The sequence below is a fragment of the Rossellomorea vietnamensis NBRC 101237 genome, assembly GCF_001591825.1.
In the GTDB taxonomy this organism is placed as follows: domain Bacteria; phylum Bacillota; class Bacilli; order Bacillales; family Bacillaceae_B; genus Rossellomorea; species Rossellomorea vietnamensis.
In genome coordinates this window covers 28,763-50,641 of record NZ_BCVQ01000012.1, presented here as the reverse complement: position 1 = coordinate 50,641, position 21,879 = coordinate 28,763, and the positions used below count along the sequence as shown (strand labels likewise).

Genomic DNA, 21,879 nt, shown 5'->3' with positions numbered 1-21,879 from the left:
TGTAAAAGGTTTCATATTCATACTCTCATTTTAGTGGAAACGGAGGGAAAATGGAAATAAAGTATCAGTGATGGAAGAAAAATCGGGGAGATATGTAAGGAATTAGCATCATTCTTTCAATTTCTTAACATTTATTAATGGAGTGATTATAGGAAATCTTTTTTTGGTAGAATGGGGAAGTGAGACCAATGACAAGACAGGTGTGTGAATATATGAAAAAGGTTATTGTGCTGATCTTACTTTGCTTCATAACCCCAAGTGTTTCAGCTCAACAAAATGGAGTAAAAAAACCAGGACATATTTATAGTGATTCGGCTATTATAATAGATTCTAAAACCGGAAGTATCCTGTACTCTAAAAATGGTACTAAACGAATGAACCCTGCAAGTATTACAAAAATTGCCACAGCGATTTATGCAATTCAGCATAGCGATCTCCGTGACCAGGTGAAAATCAGTAAGAAGGCAAGCCGTACCGAGGGTTCCACTGTGTATTTAGCTCCCGGTGAAACATTGAGTATGGAGCAGCTGCTTCAAGGATTGATGGTGAACTCAGGGAATGATGCCGCCGTTGCCATCGCTGAACATACAGAAGGATCTGTAAAAAAGTTTGTCGATAAATTGAATCTCTTTCTTAAGGAGGAAGTGGGGGTCCGGGATACACATTTTGAAAATCCTCATGGACTTTATGGAAAAAATCATTATACAACCGCCTATGATATGGCTGAAATCACAAGCTACGCGTTACAGAATGAACAATTTAGAGAGTTATTTGATATAGACTCCCTGGACTGGAAGGCTGAAGGGTGGAATACCACCCTTTATAATCATCACAAGATGGTGAAGGGGGAAATCCCCTATCCTGAAGTGACGGGAGGTAAGAATGGGTTTATAGACGAATCCCGTCACACCTTGGTGACGTCAGCGGAAAATGATAAACTTTCCATCGTGGTCGTCACGATGAAGGCACAGTCCAAAAGGGCCATTTATTCGGATACGAGGAAACTGCTTGATTATGGGTTGAATCAGTTTGAAAGGAATTATATCCCTAAAGAGACCGTATTCCAATTGGACGGCACTTCTTATGATTTGAAAAGGGATATTCCATTTACTCAGCCTGTAGAAGGGAAGATCACTCAGAAGCTTGCCGCAAGTGGGGAGTTGACTCTTTATAACCAGGATCATGAAGAAATGCTGTCAACCACTTTGACACCGGTGAAGGGAACACCTGTAACCCACACCGAAGCAGTTGCTTCGAGTGAGCACAAAGGGCAGTTTTCCGGGCAGCTTTTATTTTACCCGTTTATCATTTACATGGCCCTTCTATTCATTGCAGGGGTGTCCGTGTTTCGGCCAGGGTCTTTCAATAAGTAAGAGTTGAATATAGAACAAAAGGGAGCCGGCCGGCTCCCTTTTGTTATTGACTTTCCTGTTTTTCTAATGCTGGCTGCTGATGGTAAAGGGTCTTGCCGATCAGGGTCTGCAAGATGAGGAATGCGCCTCCGACCGTCCAATATAATGGAAGTGCAGCAGGTGCGTTCAGTGAAAAGATGAAGATCATGACCGGGGACAGAAGTCCCATTATTTTCATCTGTGCCTGCTGCTCTGCAGGGATGTTCATCAAGGAAACGCGTGATTGGGCCAAGTAGACAACCCCGGCAATAATCGCCATGATATGGTCCGGTTGTCCAAGGTTGAACCATAGGAAAGAGTGACTGGCAATCTCTGAAGATGAACGGATCGCATAATAGAGTCCAATCAGGATGGGCGTCTGGATCAATAAAGGCAAACATCCCATATTGAGAGGATTTACACCGTTTTTTTGATAGAGCATCATCAATTCCTGCTGAAGCTTTTTCTGCTCTTCTTTATCCTTCGTTTCTTTAATCTTCTTTTGGATCGCAGACATCTCGGGTTTGATCAACGCCATTTTCCCTTTCATATCCTGCTGATTCTTATACGTTTTAAGCATAAAAGGCAGAAGAACAAGACGAATAAGAAGGGTGATCACAATAATGGCCACGCCAAAATTCCCGCCAAGGAAGGTTCCTATTTCATGGATGAGAAATGAAAATGGATTGACAAGATAATCATGAAAGAATGCCCCTTCAGTGGTAGCAGACTGGCATCCAGTCAATGTTAATAAAAGTAAAACGAAAATGAATGAAATTTTTTTCAATGTTTTTCCTCCTCTGTATATATGCTTTTCTTTTACATATATACAGAAGAGGATTCTTCATCATTATCAGTATGATAGAATTGAAACTTCATACAGGTTGTAAACCAGACCCTGACAGGTAAGGCCTCATTTTCCGCAACCTCGCTGACAATGAGGTTGTTTCCTTCCAGTTTTTTATCATAATATTGTGTATAGAGATGGAATGGTGATGGACACCGATCCCAGATCAATGCCAGTATGAATAAAAATACGATACTGACATGCAAAGGACTTAAGTAAAAATCCAATAAATCTTGTACAATAATGTATGTCAATGGAGAAGACTCCTTTTACTATTCTAGTTGCATCCATAATAGATGAAAGAACATTTTATCACATTTACAGTATACTGCGAAACCCGGATAGAATCCATGGTAATTGTTTATACGATTTTGTGAACAATTGGTTTCATTGAAAAAGATGTATTTGAGAGCAAGTTAAAAGGTCTCTAAGTGACAAACCACTTTAGAGACCTCTCATTTCAGTGATATTCCTCTAATCGACAACGATATACGCAATCATCGGACCGTTATTCTCGATGGTTTCATGCATTTCACAAATAAGCCTGTACGTTCCTTCTTTTGAAAAAGTTACATCTACAACGGTTTCTTTCCCTTTTTTTACAGTACCTTTAATATCCGTGCCCTCGATGTAAAATGGGTGTTCCATGCCGTTCACTCCGTAAATGCGCAGTTCGACCTCTTTGCCTTTTTCCACCACAATCGTCCCGGGGTCCCAACGATATGCTTCGATTTCCTTGCCGTCGGCTGTCTTCGATTTGAATTCACCGGTTACAAGCTGAATGACTTGTTTTTCTCCCGTTTTCTCCGATAGCGACACTGTCGGGTATGAGTTTTTCGAAGATAGAGACCAAATCGTCCCGACAGTAATCACCACGATTGTCACCAGTATGGCAATGATGGAACCTTTCTTCAAAACAATGAAATTCAAATGATTTCCCTCCTCGGTCAGAAAGCATAGTACTTTTCTATTAAACCTATGCTTGTACGGCAGGGAACTTGTCAATAATTTTATAGAGGGAAAAGTTAAATATTTTTCTTTCCGGTCCATTTTATGTACAATTTGGACATGGTAGCAAGGAGGGTGAAGCATTGAATACTACATGGAGAGTTATAACGACGAAAAGTGATGCAGAGCCATGGTGGTTCTTTGAAGGCTGGGAAAAGGATATCATGAGAGATTGGACGTTTGATAGCAGGGAAGAAGCCGTTGAAACCTTTTTAACGGAACTGAAACGATTCAGTGAACGTTATCCAAAGGCAAAGACGAAGAAGTTTCACTCCATAGCATTCTGGGATCCGGAAGAGGTGTATTTTTGCGAAGCGTGTGATGATGATCTTCAGGTCTATTACGGTTTGGTCATCTTTGAGAACGATCAGCCGATGGAGATCAAGGATGGCTTGATCATCACGGAAATTACCGATAGAATGGAACAATAGGTCTATCCGATGTCGGATAGACCTGTTCCCGCTATTAATCGATAACACCTGTACGGATGATTTTGTTATTTACTTTCACATCAAAAGTGGCTTCCTTATACAGTTTGTCCCACTGCTTCCTTGTCAAATCCTCGTGCCCCCTGACACTTCTGTACTCCATTCCAAACCCAATCGGATCTGTTCCTTCCATCTGTAGCATCAGGAGGGTATCCTTAATGTTTTCTTCAATATATTTCTCTACCTCCTCTTCAACCAACTGCAGCGCCTTTGGTCTATTCAACTTCAATTCTTCTGACATTTCGAGGATTCGTGATTCAATGTTTAATTCGATATCAAATGAAGCCTGCTCTTTATTTTCTGTCTTGATTTTATAGGAAGATTTTATATTGTCGATCATCATATATATTTTGTCGTTATCGGGAGTTGCATGAAGGGTCGATAGGTATGGCTTGAACTTTTCCAAAGGCAATTCGACCTCTACACTCCCTGCGTCATAGTGTTCCATTAAAGAACGGATGAAAAAGATCCTGTCTTTTTTAATTTCCTTAATGAACCTATCCCTTGTGAATAATGCGAAGCCATCTACCCCGACTTTTCCATTTGCAGCCGTCAATAATGGAAGGATGGGGTCTTTACCGACGCTTCCGTAATCAGTGATGAATTCCTGCAAGGTTGGGGAAACAATCATCTCTGATTCAACGTTTTGCCTGACTAAGTTGTAAAGATAGGTCCCCCTGTTCGAAGGTTTTTCCTCCGTCTGATACCTCAATACCTCTTCAGCAGTCGTATCGGCTATCGTTAAATACACCATATTACCGATTGCGGAATCCCTTTCAAGCGTATCGACCAGGTGGGAAATCCCTCCGGCTGCCAGCTCCCGGCCATAAACAACGATCCTCAACTGGCCGGACACAAGCTTGTGATCAGACTCCAGATTCTGTGATAACCGGATGCCTTTACTCGTTTTAGACGTGGAGGAGAGGATCTTTTCAACATCCTCCATGGCAGGGTTGAATTGATAAAGGACCAGCGTCCCCGTGATTTTGTCATCTTCAGCCTGGTCATAGCCGACGGCCGTGATCAGACCGAGCTTTTCTAAATATTTCGTTTCCACACAGCTGCTTAAGAAAACGGAAGGGAGACAGACCAAAATAAGTAACAAGACTTTATTCATAGGTCTACACCTTTTTTCCTGTTGCCGATATATTTTAATTTAACCAGGATAAACAGGAGAGCGGGATACATGAAAGAAAGGAAAAAACTTGCAGTACCCACCTTATCCGTAATGGTATTCATAGTTATTCGTTCCTGAACGAATAGTGATAAAATCCATAGGGTGGCTGCGAAGAGATAGATGGCTTTCTTTTGAGAAAAATGAAAGACTCTCTTCATCCCCCTGGTAGCCACCCAAAAGTACAGGCATATGTTAGGGAGGATGACTAACATCCAGAAGGAGACGGCAATGAACTCAAAGCGCTCCAGGTTTGGTATCCTCAAGATTTTAAACATGGATAGAACCGGCCAGATGGTCTTTAATAAAGCGTCCTCTGAGAAAAAACCTATGCTTACAACGGTGACCACGGTGAATAAAAAGGTTGAATATCCGGTGCCGATGAGAGCGTATTTTAATACTTTTTTCTTTTCCTTTATATAAGGATAGACAAATAGCACCAAGTCAAAGCCAATGATGGTAAAGCTCGTTTTATAAGCACCCATCATGAGCTCCTTTGGAGAGGAAGTCATGACCGGCAGAAGGTGATTGAAGTCCATGAATTTAACCGGGGTGTATATCATGAATAATAGCCAAAATGCCAATATCAGACCTAAAAACGCAATTCCCACGACTACTCTGATCCCTCCAAGAACAGCATAAACAAGTAAGAAGAGGAGCAGTCCCATCAAAAGCGGAGTCGGCATTCTCGGGAAGATCCAAGCCTGCACCATCTCGATGTAATTCATCAGGATGACATAGGTCACGCCCAGATAGAAAAGGATATAGAGGATATTCATTCCTTTACTAATCCACTTACCGTATACGTCCATATGAATCCCATATAAATCTGCACTATCATAGGTTTCAAGTGTTTTAACCATGAGGAATAACACAAAGGAAACAAGAAAGCCGGCAATGATCACCGATATCCAGGCATCTCTATTCGCCTCCATGTAAATGATCCTTGGTAAGCCGGCAATTCCCACCCCGGTTTGGGCCGTATGTAAAATAAACATAAGTAAAAACGCATTAAACATCAGCCGCTCTTTAGGATTCACATTGATCTCCACACATATCACCCTTTACTCATCGACGTCTTTTTTCATTTTGGCTTTTTTGATCGGGATACGTCCCTTGTCAATGGGATGATTAGATACGGGACGTTTGACTAAATACTGATATGGCATGCGGAATATGCTGTATTTCAAATCTGAAAACCTGAATGGATAGATGGGAGATAAGTAGGGTCTTCCCAATGTTGTGATCTTCAGTAAATGAATCAAGATAAAGCAAAAGCAAAACATGATTCCGACCCCGCCATATAATCCTGCCATGACGATGATTGGGAAACGTATGATCCGAACGGCAGTCCCGATGGCATAACTGGGGGCAGTAAAGGATCCAAGCGCGGAAATCGCAATGATGATAATCAGGATATTACTGGTGAATCCCGCTTGAACGGACGCCTGCCCGATGACAATACCACCCACGATACCCATCGTCTGTCCCACCTTGGTTGGCAACCTGGCTCCGGCTTCCCTTAATAATTCAATGATAAATTCCAATAACAAGGCTTCGAAGACAGGGGGGAAAGGCACATTCGACCGTGATTGCCCCAATGAAACTAAGAGAGCAGAAGGAATGACTTCGTAATGATACGTTAGGACGGCTACATAAGCCGGAGTCAAAAGTATAGAAAAAAAGATCGCTACAAAGCGGATCATCCGGAGAAATGTACCCATATTCCATCTCATATAAATATCTTCTGTGGATTCAAAGAAATTCATGAATGTGGAAGGTCCGATAATCGCCGTGGGACTGCGATCCACAAGTAAAGCAATCTTACCGTGTAGAAGGGAAATGGTGCACCGGTCGGGAAGCTCCGTCGTAATGAATTGCGGGAAGAAGGTGAAAGAATTATCCTCAATCAATTGAGCAAGTACAGTGGAATCCACAATGCTGTCAATTTCAATATTTGTCACCCGTTGTCTGAACGTATTGACGTTTTCTTCCTCTGCAATATCTTTTATATAAACCATTTGCACCTTTTTTTTCGTTCTCGAGCCAACCATAAAGGTCTCGACACATAATTTTGGGTCGTTGATGTTTGAGCGAATCAAATTGAGATTCTTCGTAATGGATTCAGTGAATGAGATTTTCGGCCCAAACACCAATGATTCGGTTTCCGCCTTTTCAAGTGCCCGTGTGCCTTTATCTGCCACATCCGCTAATACCCCATGGGTATCCCCCTCTTTAAAGATATAAGCGGTCCCATTCACAAGATTATCGACAACATCAGTAATGGCATTCGTTGTTGTAAGCTTTGCAATATTAATCGTATTTTTGATCAGATGATAGTTCAGATCGTCGCTTGATTCCTCAAGTGGCCTGACAATGCTATCCTGCATGGAGGTGGGGTTAATCAAATCGTCAAAATAAGCCACTGCGATTTTTTGATCCCTTTTGGTGATGACCCTGAATACTAAGTCTTCACTGTTGCTCACCATAGCAAGTAATTCCTTGTGGAAGTCCTCGATATTTAAGCTGTGGGGGGGACCTTGATCTATACTCTTCTTCATTTCTCTTCGTTTGAACACAGACCTCAACACCCTAAAACCTTAATTTAATGATTAGATTTCCCATGTCCCTGTTTCTTACTCATTGAAAGGGCCGATTGAATTTATTTGTGATGTACATAAAATAAGAGGTTCATGGGAACGGTAGAAAGGGAGGTGATTTCGATGAGTAACAGGAAAAAGGATGCATCTAAAGCCACTCTCGGTTCTTCTCAAGTAGAAGGGCAAGGTACGACAAGCCAGGAGATGTCAGGTGGAGTAAAGGCTCCATCCTCAAGGAACAAAATGAAAAAATGATTCGGGTCTTTCCATCTTTACATAAAGCCCATACTTTCGTGTTGATATATTAAAATGGAGTCAAGTATGGTATAATGGAAATAATCGATGCATTTTATCCGATTATTAACGTACTATTACTGACCACATACTATCTGCAGCATAAATTACCACAATCAATATTTTCCTGTTAGAAAGCATAGCAAGGAAATCCTACTTACCTTAAAGGAGGACGTTCAATGGCTTTTGGTCGTAGAAATCAAGTTGAGGAAGAAATAAAAACAGAGGAAACAAAGATTTGGGCTTGTTCCGCTGAAGATTGTAAGGGCTGGATGAGAGATAATTTCAAGAGTGAAGATACACCTAAGTGTCCACTTTGTAAAGAAGATATGGTGACTTCCACTAAAGTATTGCAAGTGGTGGATAATCCCCATCCAACAATGAAATCATCCTGATTGAACGTAAAGAACCAATCCCCGGATTGGTTCTTTTTTCTATCCGGTTCGTAACTGCTTCAAGAATTGCAAAAAAATGATTAAACTCTTTTTTTACATTTGAATAGTATGTAATGTATTTATGTATTAAAGGAGGGAGCATCATGTCCAAGAAAGAGAAAGAAGTGAAAAGTACTTCCGTTGAAAATGAGCGTAAAGAAACTGTTTGGGACGGTTTTTGGAAGCTGTCCAAACCAGTTGACGAAAATAAAGAAGAAAAAACAGTAAGATGGTTCTGATTCATTGAAGAGGCTGTACATGCGACTATGCATGTACAGCTTTTTTACGTTTAATCGAATTGGGTTGAGGTATAAAAGAGTATAGTCAACTTTAAGGAGGAAGAGTGTAGTGAAGATTTCGAATGTTCGATTATATGACGGTCATGAATATACCAACCCGACTAAGAAGTATAGTGTAACGGTCGAGGAGGGAAGGATAACCGAGATCACAGAAGGAGAAAGAAAAACCGAAAACGGGGAAACGGTCGATGGGATGGAAAGAGTGCTGTCCCCGGCATTTCATGATTCACACATGCATTTTTTACGGTATGGATTAATGAAGAGGGAACTCGACCTTAGACATGTGACAAGCTGGGAGGAAATGAAAAAGGAGGTTCTTGAATATTACCCTGAGATGGAGAATGGGGATTGGGTCGTAGGAAGAGGCCTTGATGATAGTGAGTTTAAGGATCGAAATGATCTTTTGACCGGTAAGGATCTGGATGAATTGCATTTACATACGTATATGTTTTTTCTTCATCAGGACGGTCATGAATGCATTGTGAATCATAAGGTCATGGATTTGTTAAAGGATGAAGAAGAATTCAACGAAATTCCAGATGCTTTCAAAGAAACAGATGACAGCGGGGAATGGACAGGTCGTTTCAAGGATAGTGCCGTACATTTCATCAAACATCATTTCCGGGGTAGAAGCAGTGAAGATGCCAAGGATGCAATCAAACACGGGATTCCCCATATGCTCAAGCATGGGATTACTACACTTCACACGGACGACCTGAATTTCATTGGTTCTTATGACAGGTTGTGGAAGGCCTATACCGGGTTGGAAGAAGAAGGGGAATTACCGATCAGAGTATATTTGCATCATTACATCTTTAAAAAACAGCATCTGCACGATTTTCTCGAGCGCCATCCAGAACGGACAGGCGAAGGAACAGAACACGTGAAAGTGGGCGCAGTGAAGATATTCCTTGATGGGACTCAACGTCTTCATACCTCGGCCATGAGGATCCCTTACAAGGACCAGCCTGATACAAACGGCATCTTGATCTATACCCAGGAAGAGTTAAATGAATTGGTAAGGCTGGCAGGTGAAAATCGAATGCAGGTGGCCATGCATGCCATCGGTGATCAAGCGGTTGAACAGGCGATTACTGCACTCGAACAGAAAGAAGCGCGAACCGATACGTATCATCACAGGATCATCCATGCTCAAACCTTGGGGGAGGACTTACTATACCGATTAGAAAAGCTCAAACCCACGATTGAAACTCAGCCTTCTTTCTTGATGGGGGAATGGAACCAAAAAGTCAAATGGGTAGGGGAGGATCTTGCTCCCTACTGCGATGCATTTAAAAGTATCGTAAATCGGGGAATCCCTTATACATTAAGCTCGGACTTGCCTATTGGTTCCATCGATCCCTTCGAGGGTATGTTTGCAGCCGTGAACAGGACCGACCTTACTGGAAATCCATCAGGTGGCTGGCAGCCCCAGGAAAAGCTGACAGTGAATGAAGCGTATAGGGGATATACATCCATGCCCACCATCATCGAATTAAATGAACCACATAATTCAGGAACCCTTTCGGAAGGAGAACGGGCAGATTTGATCCTGCTGGATCGGCATCCCATGGAGGTTTCAAGCGATGAATTAAACAACATCAGGGTTGTAGAAACATGGCATAATGGTAAGAAGGTCTATTCGTTATAAGTATTTGGAATCGCCCCCTCAATACGGAGTATGTGGGGGCTTTTTTTGGGAACTTTGGACTTCCTATTGGCACTTCCCCTTTTCTTTAATACAATATAGGGAAAGGACATCATTTGGAGGGAAGATAGTTGATCACAGAAGCAAAAAAAGTATTAAAGCAATACTTTGGTTATGATGAATTCAGGGATGGTCAAGCAAGGATCATTGAATACATACTAGACGGAAAAAACACAGTCGGCATTATGCCCACTGGTGGTGGGAAATCACTTTGTTACCAGATTCCCGCACTGATGCTCGATGGCGTGACCCTGGTGATCTCACCCCTTATTTCCCTGATGAAGGACCAGGTGGATTCATTGGTTCATCAAGGCATTCCCGCTACCTTTATTAATAGTACCCTATCAAACAGTGAAGTAGATAATAGAATGGAGGAGATATCATCAGGGGAATACAAGCTTGTTTATATTGCCCCGGAGCGATTGGAATCGTATGGTTTTATTCGTTTCCTGAATACCTTGCCCATTCCCCTTGTAGCTGTAGACGAAGCCCATTGCTTATCCCAATGGGGACATGATTTCAGACCCAGTTATTTAGGGATCTACAACGCAGTGAACCAGCTCCGTTCAAATCCAGCGATTCTTGCTCTTACAGCGACAGCCACTCCCCAGGTGCAATCCGATATCCTTCATCACTTGCACATTCCGGAAAAATACAAAGTATTAACTGGCTTTCAGAGGACGAACTTATTTTTCCAGGTAGTAAAAGGAGAAGATCGAAAGCGTTGGGTAGAAGGGTATGTAAAAAAGAATCAGCAGCATTCGGGCATTATCTATTGTGCGACACGCAAAGAAGTGGAAAACCTTTATCTATTTTTTGAGAAAAAAGGAGTAGCCGTCGGGAAATATCATGGCGGGCTTTCTGACACATTAAGGCAGGAACAGCAGGAAGCATTCCTGAATGATTCCATCACGATCATGATAGCGACCAATGCGTTTGGAATGGGAATCAATAAGTCGAATGTCCGTTTCGTGATTCACTATCAAATTCCGAAGAATATGGAAGGGTACTATCAAGAGGCCGGCAGGGCAGGCCGTGATGGAGTGGATAGCGAGTGTGTGTTATTGTTTTCCCCACAGGATATCCAGACGCAGCGGTACATCATTGATCAAAATATCATCAATCCGGAATTGCATCAGAACGAAATGCAGAAATTACGTGACATGGTCGATTTTGTTCATACCGAATCCTGTTTACAGAACTACATTCTGACATATTTCGGGGAGCGCGTAGAGGAAGCATGCGGCCATTGCAGCAATTGCCTTGATGAGAGAGAATCCGAAGATGTCACAAAGGAAGCACAAATGGTCTTATCCTGTATGATGAGGATGAATGAGAGGTTTGGAACCTCCCTTATCAGTGGAGTGTTAACGGGATCAAAGAATAAGAAAATACTTGACTGGGGATTCGACAGGTTATCCACCTATGGATTAATGAAGGATCAATCTCAGAAAGAAGTCGGACTGTTCATCGATTATTTGATTTCTGAAGGGATCATTCAGGTGGAGGGTGGCAGTTTTCCCGTTCTGAAGGTGTCATCCAAGGGGAAAGAGGTATTGATGGGAGAGAGAGCCGTATCCAGAAAGGTACAGCCTACGGTTTCTGCCATTATCCCTAAGGAAGATGGTTTATTTCAGACCCTCAGAGCCCTCCGGAAATCCATTGCAGAATCAGAAGGGGTCCCTCCATTTGTCATTTTCTCGGATAAGGCATTACAGGATATGTGTGTGAAACTGCCGAAAACCTCAGAAGAATTTCTTCAGGTAAGTGGAGTGGGGGAAAGTAAGAAGGATCGCTATGGAGAAGTGTTCATAGAGGAAATCTCAGCATTCTTAGAAGAAAATCCAACACATCAGGTGGAGACAGTGAAGCCTGCGCCTGCACGGAAGGTGAATCATTCTGATACGGCATCTTATTTAATCAGCTATGCCTTATTTAAGGATCACAAAGGGATTAAAGAAATTGCGAAAGAGCGGGGTATGAGTACGGCTACGATTGAAAATCATATCATCCGTACCTTTCAGGAAGGCATCCTTGATGATTGGAGCATCCTATTTACAGATGAAGAGGAAAGCCTGATTGAAGAAGCGGTTTCAAAGGCAGGGACGGACCTGTTGAAACCAATTAAAGAAGAGCTGCCGAAAGACATCAGCTATTTTCAAATCAAAGGGTACTTAGTCAAGAGCGGACAAAGCTCATAACCCTTGTCACATATGAAAAAAAGCAGAAACCGATTTTTCGGCATCTGCTTTTTTGTTTATATCTTGTTACGCCTTCATGGCAGCTTTCATTTCCAGGAATTCATCATAGGTTGTTTCTTTATCGATGACACCGTCTTCGGTGATTTCGATAATGCGATTCGCGATTGTTTGAATGAACTGATGGTCATGGGATGCGAAAATCATTGCCCCTTTGAAGTTGATCAAACCGTTATTCAATGCTGTGATAGACTCCAAATCCAAGTGGTTGGTAGGTTCATCAAGCAGAAGGACGTTTGACCCGCTAAGCATCATCTTGGATAACATACAGCGGACTTTTTCCCCTCCGGAAAGAACACTCGGTTTCTTTATTACTTCTTCACCTGAGAATAGCATGCGACCCAGGAATCCGCGAAGGAATGTCTCACTCTCATCTTCCGGTGAGTATTGCCGTAACCAGTCAACAAGGGAAGGTTCATTTCCTTCAAAGTACTTGGAGTTTTCATTCGGGAAGTAAGCTTGGGATGTCGTCACTCCCCACTTGAATGTGCCGCTATCGGGTTCCATTTCCCCGGCAAGGATTTTGAAAAGAGTGGTCTTGGCAATTTCATTTGCTCCGACAAGTGCGATTTTGTCTTCTTTATTCAGGATAAAGCTAACATTGTTCAAGACCTTTACTCCGTCAACCGTTTTTGTAAGACCTTCAACACGGAGAACATCGTTACCGATTTCACGCTCCGGCTTGAATTGTACATATGGATAACGACGTGAGCTTGGTTTGATGTCATCCAAAGAAATTTTCTCCAACGATTTTTTACGTGAAGTGGCTTGTTTCGATTTAGATGCATTTGCACTGAACCGGGCAACGAATGCCTGAAGCTCTTTGATCTTTTCTTCCTTCTTCTTATTCTGGTCCTGAGCCATTTTCAGAGCTAATTGACTTGATTCATACCAGAAATCATAGTTCCCGACATATACTTGGATTTTCCCGAAGTCAAGGTCGGCAATGTGCGTACATACTTTGTTTAAGAAGTGACGGTCATGTGATACAACGATGACCGTGTTCTCGAAATTGATCAAGAAGTCTTCTAACCACTGAATCGCCTGGATGTCCAAGTGGTTGGTAGGCTCATCGAGTAAAAGGACATCCGGCTTGCCGAATAGTGCTTGTGCCAGTAATACTTTTACTTTTTCCCCACCTGTCAGTTCGGACATTTGTTTCGTGTGAAGGTCTTCGTTGATTCCCAAGCCTTTTAGTAGGATGGCAGCTTCTGATTCAGCTTCCCAACCGTTAAGCTCGGCGAATTCACCTTCTAATTCTGCCGCTCTCATACCGTCTTCATCAGAAAAATCTTCTTTCATGTAGATGGCATCTTTTTCCTGCATGACTTCATATAAACGGGTATGTCCCATTATGACAACTTTCAGCACTTCATATTCTTCATATTCGAAGTGATCCTGCTTTAAGACAGCAAGTCGCTCTCCTGACCCCATGGATACATGGCCGGTCTGCGCTTCGATTTCTCCTGAAAGAATCTTTAAAAATGTTGATTTACCAGCACCGTTTGCTCCGATAAGTCCGTAGCAATTCCCTGGATTAAACTTTATATTCACGTCTTCGAATAGCTTTCTATCACCAAAACGTAAGCTTACATCTGATACCTGAATCATATGTGAAATACCTCCTAATACTCAATCTAAAAGATTATAACACGCAAGTATGCTAAAAAGATAGAGTGTTAGCAGGAACAGTGATAAATTTACGGGGTATTTACATAAGTAAAGATAGGATTTGAAGAAAAAAGGTACCATAGGATATTATTTTGTTTGAAGTGATTTTTGGCTCATTTCCCCAAGTGACACAAAAGCCCGGGCACAAATGCATTTGTGCCCGGGCTTTTGTGTCACTTGGGGACCTTTCAGCTTTTGCTGAAAGGCGAGGAAAACGAACGTTTCCCTCGAATGAGCCAAAAATCGATGCTGAATAGTAGCAGCTAAAGTTTCCTGGTAAGGTTCTTTCTCTTGTTTGTGTGCTATGATAACGAAAAAAACAAACAGGTGATGATGTGATGATAAGGTTTGTGAAGCGGGTGCGGTTTCTGTTTAATGTTCGTAGATCAGTTCCGTTTTTGGTTGATTTTTTTCGTTCCAGTGAAGTTTCCTTTCTGAAGAAAGGTTTATCGGTGGGGTTGGTTGCATTTTATATCTGGCTGCCGCTTGACTTGATCCCGGATGTGTTTTTAGTGCTGGGGATTGTCGATGATTTGGCCGTGTTTACCTTCATTCTTCAATTGTTGGTAAAGATGGCTCCTCTAGAGTTACAAAAAAATATGAGTTGAAGAAATGACAGAAATGAGCAGACGTTTCGTCCGAATAGTGAAAACCGAAACCGGCCAAAAATGGGCAGCCGGTTTCGGTTTTTTCTTTTGATTTTTTCATCTCTTTCCCATACACTATAATTACATCAATTCCAATCAGAAAGGTATGAATTAATATGAGTACAGCTCCAGCCAATTCAATACCAAAACCATTAGTTCAGTTAAATCAATGGTTCATCGTAACAACTGTTGCTCTTTCATGGTTGTCCCAAATAGAATTTTTCTTGCTGCTTCCGTTCTTGGTCGGAATGTCAGCTTTACTTTTTAAGTATAATCCCGTCATGCAGGCAGGGAAGATCTTCTTAAAGAAAGAACCTTCCGCGTATCCACCGGAAGACGCTGAGCAGCAACGGTTCAACAATATCATTGCAGTCAGCTGTCTGGGAGGCTCCATCATAAGTAGTCTGGCAGGATGGAATACGGGGGTTTATCTCTTCTCAGGAATGGTCTTTGTGGCTGCGTCCGTCGCCCTTGCAGGATTCTGCATAGGATGTTTCATCCGCTTTCAATGGAAAAGGTTCCAATATAAACGTTCATTACAGTAACCTATTGACAATAGATGGAATACGTCGTAAACTAATCTTGAATTTAAATAGTGTATACAAAGGGAGTATGTTATATGTTAGGTGTCGTTCTTAACTAACCGTGAAATGAATACGGACATTTTGCAGGCAGTGGCCTTTTAATTCAGGTTGCTGGATAAGCTTATTTAGCTGTGCCTTCAAAATGTAGTTAAGAACAATGGTCATAGCATACTCACCCCTTAATCAGGAGAGCTGTGTCTTTGTGCACAGCTCTTTTTTTGTGCATGATTCCGCAAATGAGGACTTCTTTTCACGTAGGTGATCGGGAGGCTGTTTTGAGTTTACACATGCGCTATTATGATGGGGAGGATTGTATACGAGTGAAGGGAGACCACGATGGACATTGTTCGTTGTGGTCTATTTTTGTATATTCGGAGGGAAATGGAATGAACGAAAAAACGTTTCAAACACTTGAGTTTAACTCAGTGAAAGAAGAATTGATGGGATTTGCTCTGACGGAAGAAGGTAAAAAGGAATTGTGGAAGGTACGGCCATCCACAAATATCCGTCAAATTGAAATGCGCCTTGATGAGGTGACAGAAGCTGTAAACATCTTAAAGAAAAGTGCCAGTGTACCTATCCACGCATTAGACGGGGTGGAGAATATCATGGGGAATCTAAATAAAGGTGTTCCCCTGAGGCCGGATCAGCTTACAAGTTTATATTACTTTCTCGATGCATGTAAAAAGCTGAAAAAATATATGGAGGATAAACTATGGCTCGCACCGAGGGTTTCTTCCTATGTTTATTCCATTGAAGAGATCCCCGATCTCGGAGAGGAAATCAACCGATGCATCAGGAATGGCAGAGTCGATGATTATGCGAGTAAAGAATTGTTGAGGATTCGAAAGCAGGCGGGAATCCAGGAAGAACGGCTAAAGGATAAAGTACAATCGATTGTAAAATCGGCTAAGTATAAATCATTTCTACAAGAAGCGATTGTTAGTCAGCGGAACGGGAGATATGTCATTCCCATCAAGAAAGAATTCAGGGGGAAGATGAAAGGGACCGTTCTGGATTCTTCAGCCTCGGGTTCAACCCTGTATATCGAGCCGGAGGAGTTGAGCAAACAACAGGATCAGCTCCTCACTCTAAAATTTGAAGAAGATCATGAAGTTGAAAATATTTTATGGACATTGACTGGAAAGGTGCAAACATACGAGCCACAACTAAGACTTGCGGTTGAAACAATGGTCCACTATGATGTTTTGTTCGCCAAAGCAAAATATAGTCGCGCCTATGATGGAGTGAAGGCGATTGTAAATGAAGAACAGAGGATTCACTTGATCAATGCGGTTCATCCTCTGCTCGGGAAACAGGCAGTCCCGTTAACGATCAAGATGGGGGAGGGATTTTATGCATTGGTCATCACCGGCCCCAACACAGGAGGGAAAACCGTAACCATAAAGACGGTGGGGCTCCTCACCCTCATGACCCAGTGCGGTTTGCATATTCCAGCAGCCGAGGGAAGTGAAATCAGTATATATCAACAAATACTCCTGGACATCGGGGATGGGCAGAGCCTTCAACAAAACTTGAGTACATTCAGTTCTCATATAAAAAATATCATCAATATACTAAAGGATACAAACGACCGGTCCCTTGTCCTGTTGGATGAACTCGGCTCCGGTACAGATCCTATGGAGGGAATGGGTCTTGCCACGGCTATCCTGGATCAATTATATGAAAAGGGTGCCACGCTTATTGCCACTACACATTATAGTGAGATCAAACATTTTGCACAAGAGCATGAAGGCTTTATGAATGGCAGTATGGAGTTTAACATCGACACCTTGCAGCCAACGTATAAACTGATTGTTGGTCAGGGTGGGGATAGTCAGGCATTTTCCATTGCATTGAAGCTTGGAATGCACCCAGAGATCATTGAAAAAGCACATGAGATCACCTATAAGCAGAAGAAAACTTATAGGCTTGGAGAAATCGACTACAGTGAAAAAAAGGAAATGGAGAAACAAATGATCGTTAACAAGCATAAAAAAAGGAATCACGGAAAAATCCAAAAAGAAACAAGGAGCATCATCTCCTTTGCCAAAGGAGATAATGTCCAGATCTCCCCGGAAGGAGAATTTGGCATTGTCTATGAAGGCCCTGATGGTATAGGGAATTACACCGTACAAATCAAAGGGGAAAAAAGATCTGTAAGTCATAAACGCCTCCGTCTGTATGTATCCGCCAAGGAATTGTATCCAGAGGAATATGATTTCGATATTATCTTCAATAGCAAAGAAAATCGTAAAAAGGATAAACTCATGGGAAAACGATTTGTAGAAGGCTTGACCATCGATCATGAGGAATAAATGAAAAAAACGTACTCAGGGTTGAACTTGAGTACGTTTTTCTGATGCATGCTTCTAACATCTATGACATATGTGTCAGTACAAAGGAAAGAATGATTCCCAGGGATGAAAGGAAACCGACAATGGGTCCGCCTTCCTCATATGCTTCCGGCATCATCGTTGAAGACGCCATAGCGAGCAGCCCCCCGGCCCCGAACGCTCCGATAATGTATGAAGTGCTTTCAGGGGCATTCTGCAGTAATGCATACCCAAGCAAAGAACTGAAGGAAGAAAGGATGACGACACTTCCCCATAAATAAAGGATTTTCTTCGTGCTGTAATGATCGAGCTTTAACCCTATACTGCTGGATAATGATTCAGGCAAATTACTGATGAAAATAGCGATGATGAAGACCCATTGCATGGATTGACTTTCAATAAAGCTGACGCCGATGATGATGGATTCGGGTATCGCATCCATGATGGTACCGACATAAATGGCAAGCCCCGAGTGGCCATGGGGATTCTTCTTCGACCGTTTTCTTTCGCTTCCACCTTTTTTAGAAATGAACATTTCAAATAATGTAAAAATGAGGGCACCCAGAAGGAACATGGAAACGAGGTAAACCAAATCCGCTTTTCCTTCTGCTTCACTTAAGAGATCAAAAGTAGCTGATCCGATGATCAGGCCAGTACCTAAGGCCATAATAAACGCTACCACTTTTTTTGGTATATGAAGAAATAATGCCATTAACGCCCCGATTAAGAGGGAGAGACTGGCTACCCCTCCCCACAAAGCTGCCTGGAACAATGATCCTACCTCCCTAAACCGTTTTCATATCGAGTTTTCCCTAATGTAGTAAATGATTAAACATAAACCGATTCCTTGTATAGATCCAGGGAGACCTGGGGAAAGTAAGACTGAATAAATTTTAGGAGGCAAAGAAATGAAAAAATATCTATTGATTGCAACTATTGGATTGATGTTCATGATCACTGCTGCCGGGTGCGGTACAAGCAATAATATGAATGAAGAAGGACAGCAAATGAACAACCGTAACCTGGAGAGAGTGAACTACAAGAATAATCAGGCGAACCGGGATTATGTGAATGACGGGATGATGAGAGAAAATTACTCACTTGCTGACAGAGAAGCGGGGAAAGTGGCAGAACTTAAAGAAGTGAGAAGTGCTTATGTGCTGACGACTGATCAAAACGCATATGTTGCTGCTGTATTAGAAGACGATAAGAATGGAAATGTTTCAAAGGAATTGGAAAAGAAAATCTCGGATCAAGTGAAAAAAGAAAATGGCAGTATCAATAATGTGTACGTGTCAACAAATCCTGATTTCGTAGACCGTATGAGAGGGTATGCCGATAAAGCCAGAAATGGGAAACCGATTGAAGGATTTGGAGAAGAGATAGCGGATATGGTAAAACGAGTATTCCCGAACAGAGGGTAATGCTTAAGTAAAAAAAGTCGAACTCAGTTTCGGCTTTTTTTATTTTCCCATATGAAATGTTCGAATGATTCAGTATACTATTTAGAGTGACGAAATAAATGGAAGGAGAGATGGACGTGGCCCAGACAGCATCCAAAACGGCCGTGAATCCGACTATATACGGAATTCTATTAGCCATCAGTTCGGGTCATTTTATCAATGACACACTCCAGGCTGTTGTACCTGCTATGTTCCCGATCATTGAGAAGTCATTGGAACTGAGTTATATGCAAATCGGCTGGATTGCCTTCTCACTCAATATGACGTCTTCTTTATTGCAGCCGGTCTTCGGATTTTATGCCGATATTCGTTCAAAACCGTACCTGCTTCCATTGGGGATGTTGTCCAGCTTAGCAGGGTTGATTGGTTTTGCCCTCTCCGGTCATTTCATATGGATCATCGTTTCTGTATTATTTATCGGATTCGGTTCTGCCATTTTCCATCCTGAAGGATCAAGGGTGGCTTACATGGCTGCCGGAAATAGAAGGGGACTGGCTCAGTCGATCTATCAGGTGGGTGGAAATACTGGCCAGGCGCTTGCGCCGTTAATTACTGCCTTTGTCTTTGTCCCTTTTGGTCAGATAGGGGCCCTATGGTTTACCATCGTGGCCATTATTGGAGTTCTTGTCTTGTTCAGGGTCTCTAATTGGTATTCAGATCAGTTGCGTTTCAATGAAAGAAGCAAGAGGAAAAAGAATGAAGATGGAAGAAAAACCCCAATTAACCCGAAAATCAAGTGGGCGATGGTGTTTGTTGTATTCCTTGTGTTTGCAAGGTCATGGTACGGAGCAGGCTTATCAAATTATTATCAGTTTTACTTGATTGAGGACTACGGTCTTACCATTAAGAAAGCTCAGGCCTACATATTTGCCTTTATGTTTGCAGGAGTCTTGGGCACCTTCATGGGTGGGCCGCTTGCCGATCGTTTCGGAAAAAGGAACATCATCTTTTTTTCTATGATCGGAGCTGCACCTCTGACCCTTGCACTACCTTATTTACCGCTCTCCATTGTCTTTCCGTTCATTTTTTGTATCGGCTTTATTTTATCGTCAAGTTTCAGTGTCATTGTGGTGTATGCCCAAGAACTGATGCCAAGTAAAATCGGGATGGTGTCCGGTTTGACCGTTGGTCTGGCATTCGGCATGGGAGCAGTCGGAGCAGTCCTCTTTGGAGGACTGGCCGATCTTTACACCATCCGATTCGTCATGATCCTATGCAGCTTCCTACCTCTGCTCGGGATGATGACATTCTTCCTCCCCTCAGATGAAACAGTAAGAAACTTTCATAAATAACAAAAGAGGTGATCCCGTCCAAACGGAATCACCTCTTCGTTTTTTTAAGAAAATGCAAAGTAAATAATGAATAACCCACAAAGGATGTACATGATTGGATGAACTTCCTTCCACTTTTTCAATGAAATCATCGCAAATGGATAAAGAATGAAGCCTAATGCGATTCCCGTTGCAACACTGAAGGTTAAAGGCATCATAATAATCGTCACAAAAGAAGGAATGACCACTTCAAGTCGATTCCAATTGATATGTCTGACTTCCGTAGCCATCAATGCACCGACAATGATAAGTGCAGGGGCAGTCACTTCTGGAGTGATGACCGATAAGATGGGTGAGAAGAACAGGGCGACGGAGAAACAGATGGCAATCACGATAGACGTGAATCCGGTTCTTCCCCCGACGGCCACTCCGGCAGAGGACTCTACGAATGATGCTGTTGTTGAGGTCCCGAATATCGCTCCGGCCACTCCCGATGCAGAGTCAGCCAGGAGAGCCCGGCCAGCGTTCGGGATCTGATTATCCTTCATGATCCCTGCTTGACTGGCAACCGCAATCAAGGCACCTGCCGTATCAAAGAAAGCCACAAACAGAAAGGTAAAGATCACCGCCATGATTTCAAGAGTGAATATATCCCCTAAATGGTTGAATACCACTCCGAATGTCGGCTCGAGACTAGGGACACCACCAATAATGGAATGAGGCACTGAGATTTGCCCCGTGACCATCCCGATGATGGTCGTTGCAACCATCCCATAGAATATCCCGCCTTTAATTCCCTTTACCAACATCATCAGGGTAATGATAAAACCAAACACAGCAAGTAGTGTTGGAGGGGAAGAAAGGTTCCCGATCGACACAAATGTTTCAGGGTTGGCAACGACGAGTCCCGCATTTTTAAAACCTATGAATGCTACGAAAAAGCCGATGCCGCCGGCAATGGCGAATTTTAAATCCTGGGGAATGACATTGATGATTTTTTCACGGATCTTCATCACACTTAAAATCATAAAGATGATACCAGCAATAAATACTCCTGTCAGGGCGATTTCCCAGTCGACTCCCATTCCGATGCATACCGAAAACGTAAAGAACGAGTTAAGTCCCATGCTGGGGGCGATCCCGATCGGAAAGTTTGCCAGTAGACCGATTAACAGGGATCCAACAATCGCTGAGAGGGCAGTGGCTGTGAATAATGCCCCTTTGTCCATTCCGGCCTGACTCAGGATGATGGGGTTCACAACCAGAATATAAGCCATCGATAGGAAAGTCGTGACACCTGCTAACGTTTCTCTTCTATAATTTGTCCCTCTTTCATCAAATTGAAAGAATGTTTTCATACATAACCCTCCGTGTAGATAAGATAAAATAAAAAAACTCCGGTGACT

At 42.4% G+C, this 21,879-nt stretch carries 21 protein-coding genes; 12 read left to right on the top strand and 9 right to left on the bottom strand.

What is annotated here, in order from left to right; all coding sequences use genetic code 11:
- The first annotated feature begins 212 nt into the window (after positions 1-212).
- Positions 213-1,373, top strand: a complete 1,161-nt coding sequence (locus BVI01S_RS08850; RefSeq protein ID WP_061809899.1) for a D-alanyl-D-alanine carboxypeptidase family protein — start codon at positions 213-215, stop codon at positions 1,371-1,373.
- 43 nt (positions 1,374-1,416) lie between these two features.
- On the opposite strand, the gene yidC is transcribed toward BVI01S_RS08850, so the two are convergent.
- The 3 genes from yidC to BVI01S_RS08835 form a co-directional block, all read right to left on the bottom strand.
- Positions 1,417-2,178, bottom strand: a complete 762-nt coding sequence (gene yidC / locus BVI01S_RS08845; RefSeq protein ID WP_034758912.1) for a membrane protein insertase YidC — start codon at positions 2,176-2,178, stop codon at positions 1,417-1,419.
- 32 nt (positions 2,179-2,210) lie between these two features.
- Positions 2,211-2,492: a hypothetical protein gene (locus BVI01S_RS08840; protein ID WP_034758915.1), complete on the bottom strand. Its 282-nt coding sequence runs from the start codon at positions 2,490-2,492 to the stop codon at positions 2,211-2,213.
- Positions 2,493-2,712: 220 nt separating this feature from the next.
- Positions 2,713-3,168, bottom strand: a complete 456-nt coding sequence (locus BVI01S_RS08835; protein ID WP_034758918.1) for a cupredoxin domain-containing protein — start codon at positions 3,166-3,168, stop codon at positions 2,713-2,715.
- Between the two features lie 161 nt (positions 3,169-3,329).
- Between BVI01S_RS08835 and BVI01S_RS08830 the strand changes: the two genes are divergently transcribed.
- Positions 3,330-3,677 carry a DUF1033 family protein gene (locus tag BVI01S_RS08830; protein WP_034758922.1) on the top strand — a complete coding sequence of 116 codons (348 nt, stop codon included), beginning with the start codon at positions 3,330-3,332 and terminating at the stop codon, positions 3,675-3,677.
- Between the two features lie 34 nt (positions 3,678-3,711).
- Here BVI01S_RS08830 and BVI01S_RS08825 read toward each other — a convergent pair whose 3' ends face one another.
- The 3 genes from BVI01S_RS08825 to BVI01S_RS08815 are packed head-to-tail and all read right to left on the bottom strand — an operon-like array spanning position 3,712 to position 7,469.
- Complete coding sequence (locus BVI01S_RS08825) at positions 3,712-4,851, bottom strand: Ger(x)C family spore germination protein (RefSeq protein ID WP_034758923.1); 1,140 nt, start codon at positions 4,849-4,851, stop codon at positions 3,712-3,714.
- Entirely contained in the window at positions 4,848-5,960 is a 1,113-nt protein-coding gene (locus BVI01S_RS08820) for a GerAB/ArcD/ProY family transporter (protein WP_034758926.1), read from the bottom strand. Before BVI01S_RS08820 ends, BVI01S_RS08825 begins: the two co-directional genes overlap by 4 nt.
- Before the next feature lie 12 nt (positions 5,961-5,972).
- A complete protein-coding gene (locus BVI01S_RS08815) occupies positions 5,973-7,469 on the bottom strand; it encodes a spore germination protein (protein ID WP_061809934.1) in 1,497 nt (498 codons plus the stop codon).
- Positions 7,470-7,631: 162 nt separating this feature from the next.
- Here BVI01S_RS08815 and BVI01S_RS22520 point away from each other — a divergent pair, with 162 nt between their 5' ends.
- The 5 genes from BVI01S_RS22520 to recQ all read left to right on the top strand — a co-directional run bounded on the left by BVI01S_RS22520 (position 7,632) and on the right by recQ (position 12,444).
- On the top strand, positions 7,632-7,763 hold the full coding sequence (locus BVI01S_RS22520) for a YuzL family protein (protein WP_156477314.1): 132 nt from the start codon (positions 7,632-7,634) through the stop codon (positions 7,761-7,763).
- Between the two features lie 218 nt (positions 7,764-7,981).
- Entirely contained in the window at positions 7,982-8,197 is a 216-nt protein-coding gene (locus tag BVI01S_RS08810; protein ID WP_034758928.1) for a cold-inducible protein YdjO-related protein, read from the top strand.
- 143 nt (positions 8,198-8,340) lie between these two features.
- Positions 8,341-8,475 carry a hypothetical protein gene (locus BVI01S_RS23125; RefSeq protein WP_261750719.1) on the top strand — a complete coding sequence of 45 codons (135 nt, stop codon included), beginning with the start codon at positions 8,341-8,343 and terminating at the stop codon, positions 8,473-8,475.
- Between the two features lie 109 nt (positions 8,476-8,584).
- On the top strand, positions 8,585-10,186 hold the full coding sequence (locus BVI01S_RS08805; RefSeq protein WP_034758931.1) for an amidohydrolase: 1,602 nt from the start codon (positions 8,585-8,587) through the stop codon (positions 10,184-10,186).
- A gap of 128 nt (positions 10,187-10,314) precedes the next feature.
- Positions 10,315-12,444, top strand: a complete 2,130-nt coding sequence (gene recQ / locus BVI01S_RS08800) for a DNA helicase RecQ (RefSeq protein WP_034758934.1) — start codon at positions 10,315-10,317, stop codon at positions 12,442-12,444.
- Positions 12,445-12,510: 66 nt separating this feature from the next.
- On the opposite strand, the gene BVI01S_RS08795 is transcribed toward recQ, so the two are convergent.
- Positions 12,511-14,112, bottom strand: a complete 1,602-nt coding sequence (locus BVI01S_RS08795; RefSeq protein WP_061809898.1) for an ABC-F family ATP-binding cassette domain-containing protein — start codon at positions 14,110-14,112, stop codon at positions 12,511-12,513.
- 398 nt (positions 14,113-14,510) lie between these two features.
- On the opposite strand from BVI01S_RS08795, the gene BVI01S_RS08790 reads away from it, so the two are divergent.
- From BVI01S_RS08790 to BVI01S_RS08780, 3 genes are all read left to right on the top strand, one after another.
- The gene (locus tag BVI01S_RS08790) at positions 14,511-14,780 is read left to right on the top strand and encodes a YkvA family protein (RefSeq protein WP_061809897.1); all 270 of its coding nucleotides are present in this window, start codon (positions 14,511-14,513) and stop codon (positions 14,778-14,780) included.
- Between the two features lie 155 nt (positions 14,781-14,935).
- On the top strand, positions 14,936-15,364 hold the full coding sequence (locus BVI01S_RS08785; RefSeq protein ID WP_061809896.1) for a DUF4395 domain-containing protein: 429 nt from the start codon (positions 14,936-14,938) through the stop codon (positions 15,362-15,364).
- A gap of 425 nt (positions 15,365-15,789) precedes the next feature.
- Entirely contained in the window at positions 15,790-17,721 is a 1,932-nt protein-coding gene (locus BVI01S_RS08780) for an endonuclease MutS2 (protein WP_061809895.1), read from the top strand.
- A gap of 61 nt (positions 17,722-17,782) precedes the next feature.
- Here BVI01S_RS08780 and BVI01S_RS08775 read toward each other — a convergent pair whose 3' ends face one another.
- Positions 17,783-18,511: a ZIP family metal transporter gene (locus BVI01S_RS08775; RefSeq protein ID WP_061809894.1), complete on the bottom strand. Its 729-nt coding sequence runs from the start codon at positions 18,509-18,511 to the stop codon at positions 17,783-17,785.
- Between the two features lie 136 nt (positions 18,512-18,647).
- Here BVI01S_RS08775 and BVI01S_RS08770 point away from each other — a divergent pair, with 136 nt between their 5' ends.
- Together BVI01S_RS08770 and BVI01S_RS08765 are read left to right on the top strand one after the other, a co-directional pair.
- On the top strand, positions 18,648-19,163 hold the full coding sequence (locus tag BVI01S_RS08770; RefSeq protein WP_061809893.1) for a YhcN/YlaJ family sporulation lipoprotein: 516 nt from the start codon (positions 18,648-18,650) through the stop codon (positions 19,161-19,163).
- Between the two features lie 110 nt (positions 19,164-19,273).
- The gene (locus BVI01S_RS08765) at positions 19,274-20,494 is read left to right on the top strand and encodes an MFS transporter (RefSeq protein WP_156477317.1); all 1,221 of its coding nucleotides are present in this window, start codon (positions 19,274-19,276) and stop codon (positions 20,492-20,494) included.
- Between the two features lie 44 nt (positions 20,495-20,538).
- On the opposite strand, the gene BVI01S_RS08760 is transcribed toward BVI01S_RS08765, so the two are convergent.
- Positions 20,539-21,831 (bottom strand): NCS2 family permease, encoded by a 1,293-nt coding sequence (locus BVI01S_RS08760; protein WP_061809891.1) that lies wholly within the window; start codon positions 21,829-21,831, stop codon positions 20,539-20,541.
- Positions 21,832-21,879: the final 48 nt, after the last annotated feature.

Coding starts and splice junctions, on each gene's coding strand:
- BVI01S_RS08790 (WP_061809897.1), top strand. CDS start 14,511: ATGATAAGGTTTGTGAAGCGGGTGCGGTTTCTGTTTAATGTTCGTAGA.
- BVI01S_RS08850 (WP_061809899.1), top strand. CDS start 213: ATGAAAAAGGTTATTGTGCTGATCTTACTTTGCTTCATAACCCCAAGT.
- BVI01S_RS08765 (WP_156477317.1), top strand. CDS start 19,274: ATGGACGTGGCCCAGACAGCATCCAAAACGGCCGTGAATCCGACTATA.
- BVI01S_RS08810 (WP_034758928.1), top strand. CDS start 7,982: ATGGCTTTTGGTCGTAGAAATCAAGTTGAGGAAGAAATAAAAACAGAG.
- BVI01S_RS08795 (WP_061809898.1), bottom strand. CDS start 14,112: ATGATTCAGGTATCAGATGTAAGCTTACGTTTTGGTGATAGAAAGCTA.
- BVI01S_RS08825 (WP_034758923.1), bottom strand. CDS start 4,851: ATGAATAAAGTCTTGTTACTTATTTTGGTCTGTCTCCCTTCCGTTTTC.
- BVI01S_RS08760 (WP_061809891.1), bottom strand. CDS start 21,831: ATGAAAACATTCTTTCAATTTGATGAAAGAGGGACAAATTATAGAAGA.
- BVI01S_RS08785 (WP_061809896.1), top strand. CDS start 14,936: ATGAGTACAGCTCCAGCCAATTCAATACCAAAACCATTAGTTCAGTTA.
- BVI01S_RS08815 (WP_061809934.1), bottom strand. CDS start 7,469: ATGAAGAAGAGTATAGATCAAGGTCCCCCCCACAGCTTAAATATCGAG.
- BVI01S_RS23125 (WP_261750719.1), top strand. CDS start 8,341: ATGTCCAAGAAAGAGAAAGAAGTGAAAAGTACTTCCGTTGAAAATGAG.
- BVI01S_RS08770 (WP_061809893.1), top strand. CDS start 18,648: ATGAAAAAATATCTATTGATTGCAACTATTGGATTGATGTTCATGATC.
- BVI01S_RS22520 (WP_156477314.1), top strand. CDS start 7,632: ATGAGTAACAGGAAAAAGGATGCATCTAAAGCCACTCTCGGTTCTTCT.
- BVI01S_RS08780 (WP_061809895.1), top strand. CDS start 15,790: ATGAACGAAAAAACGTTTCAAACACTTGAGTTTAACTCAGTGAAAGAA.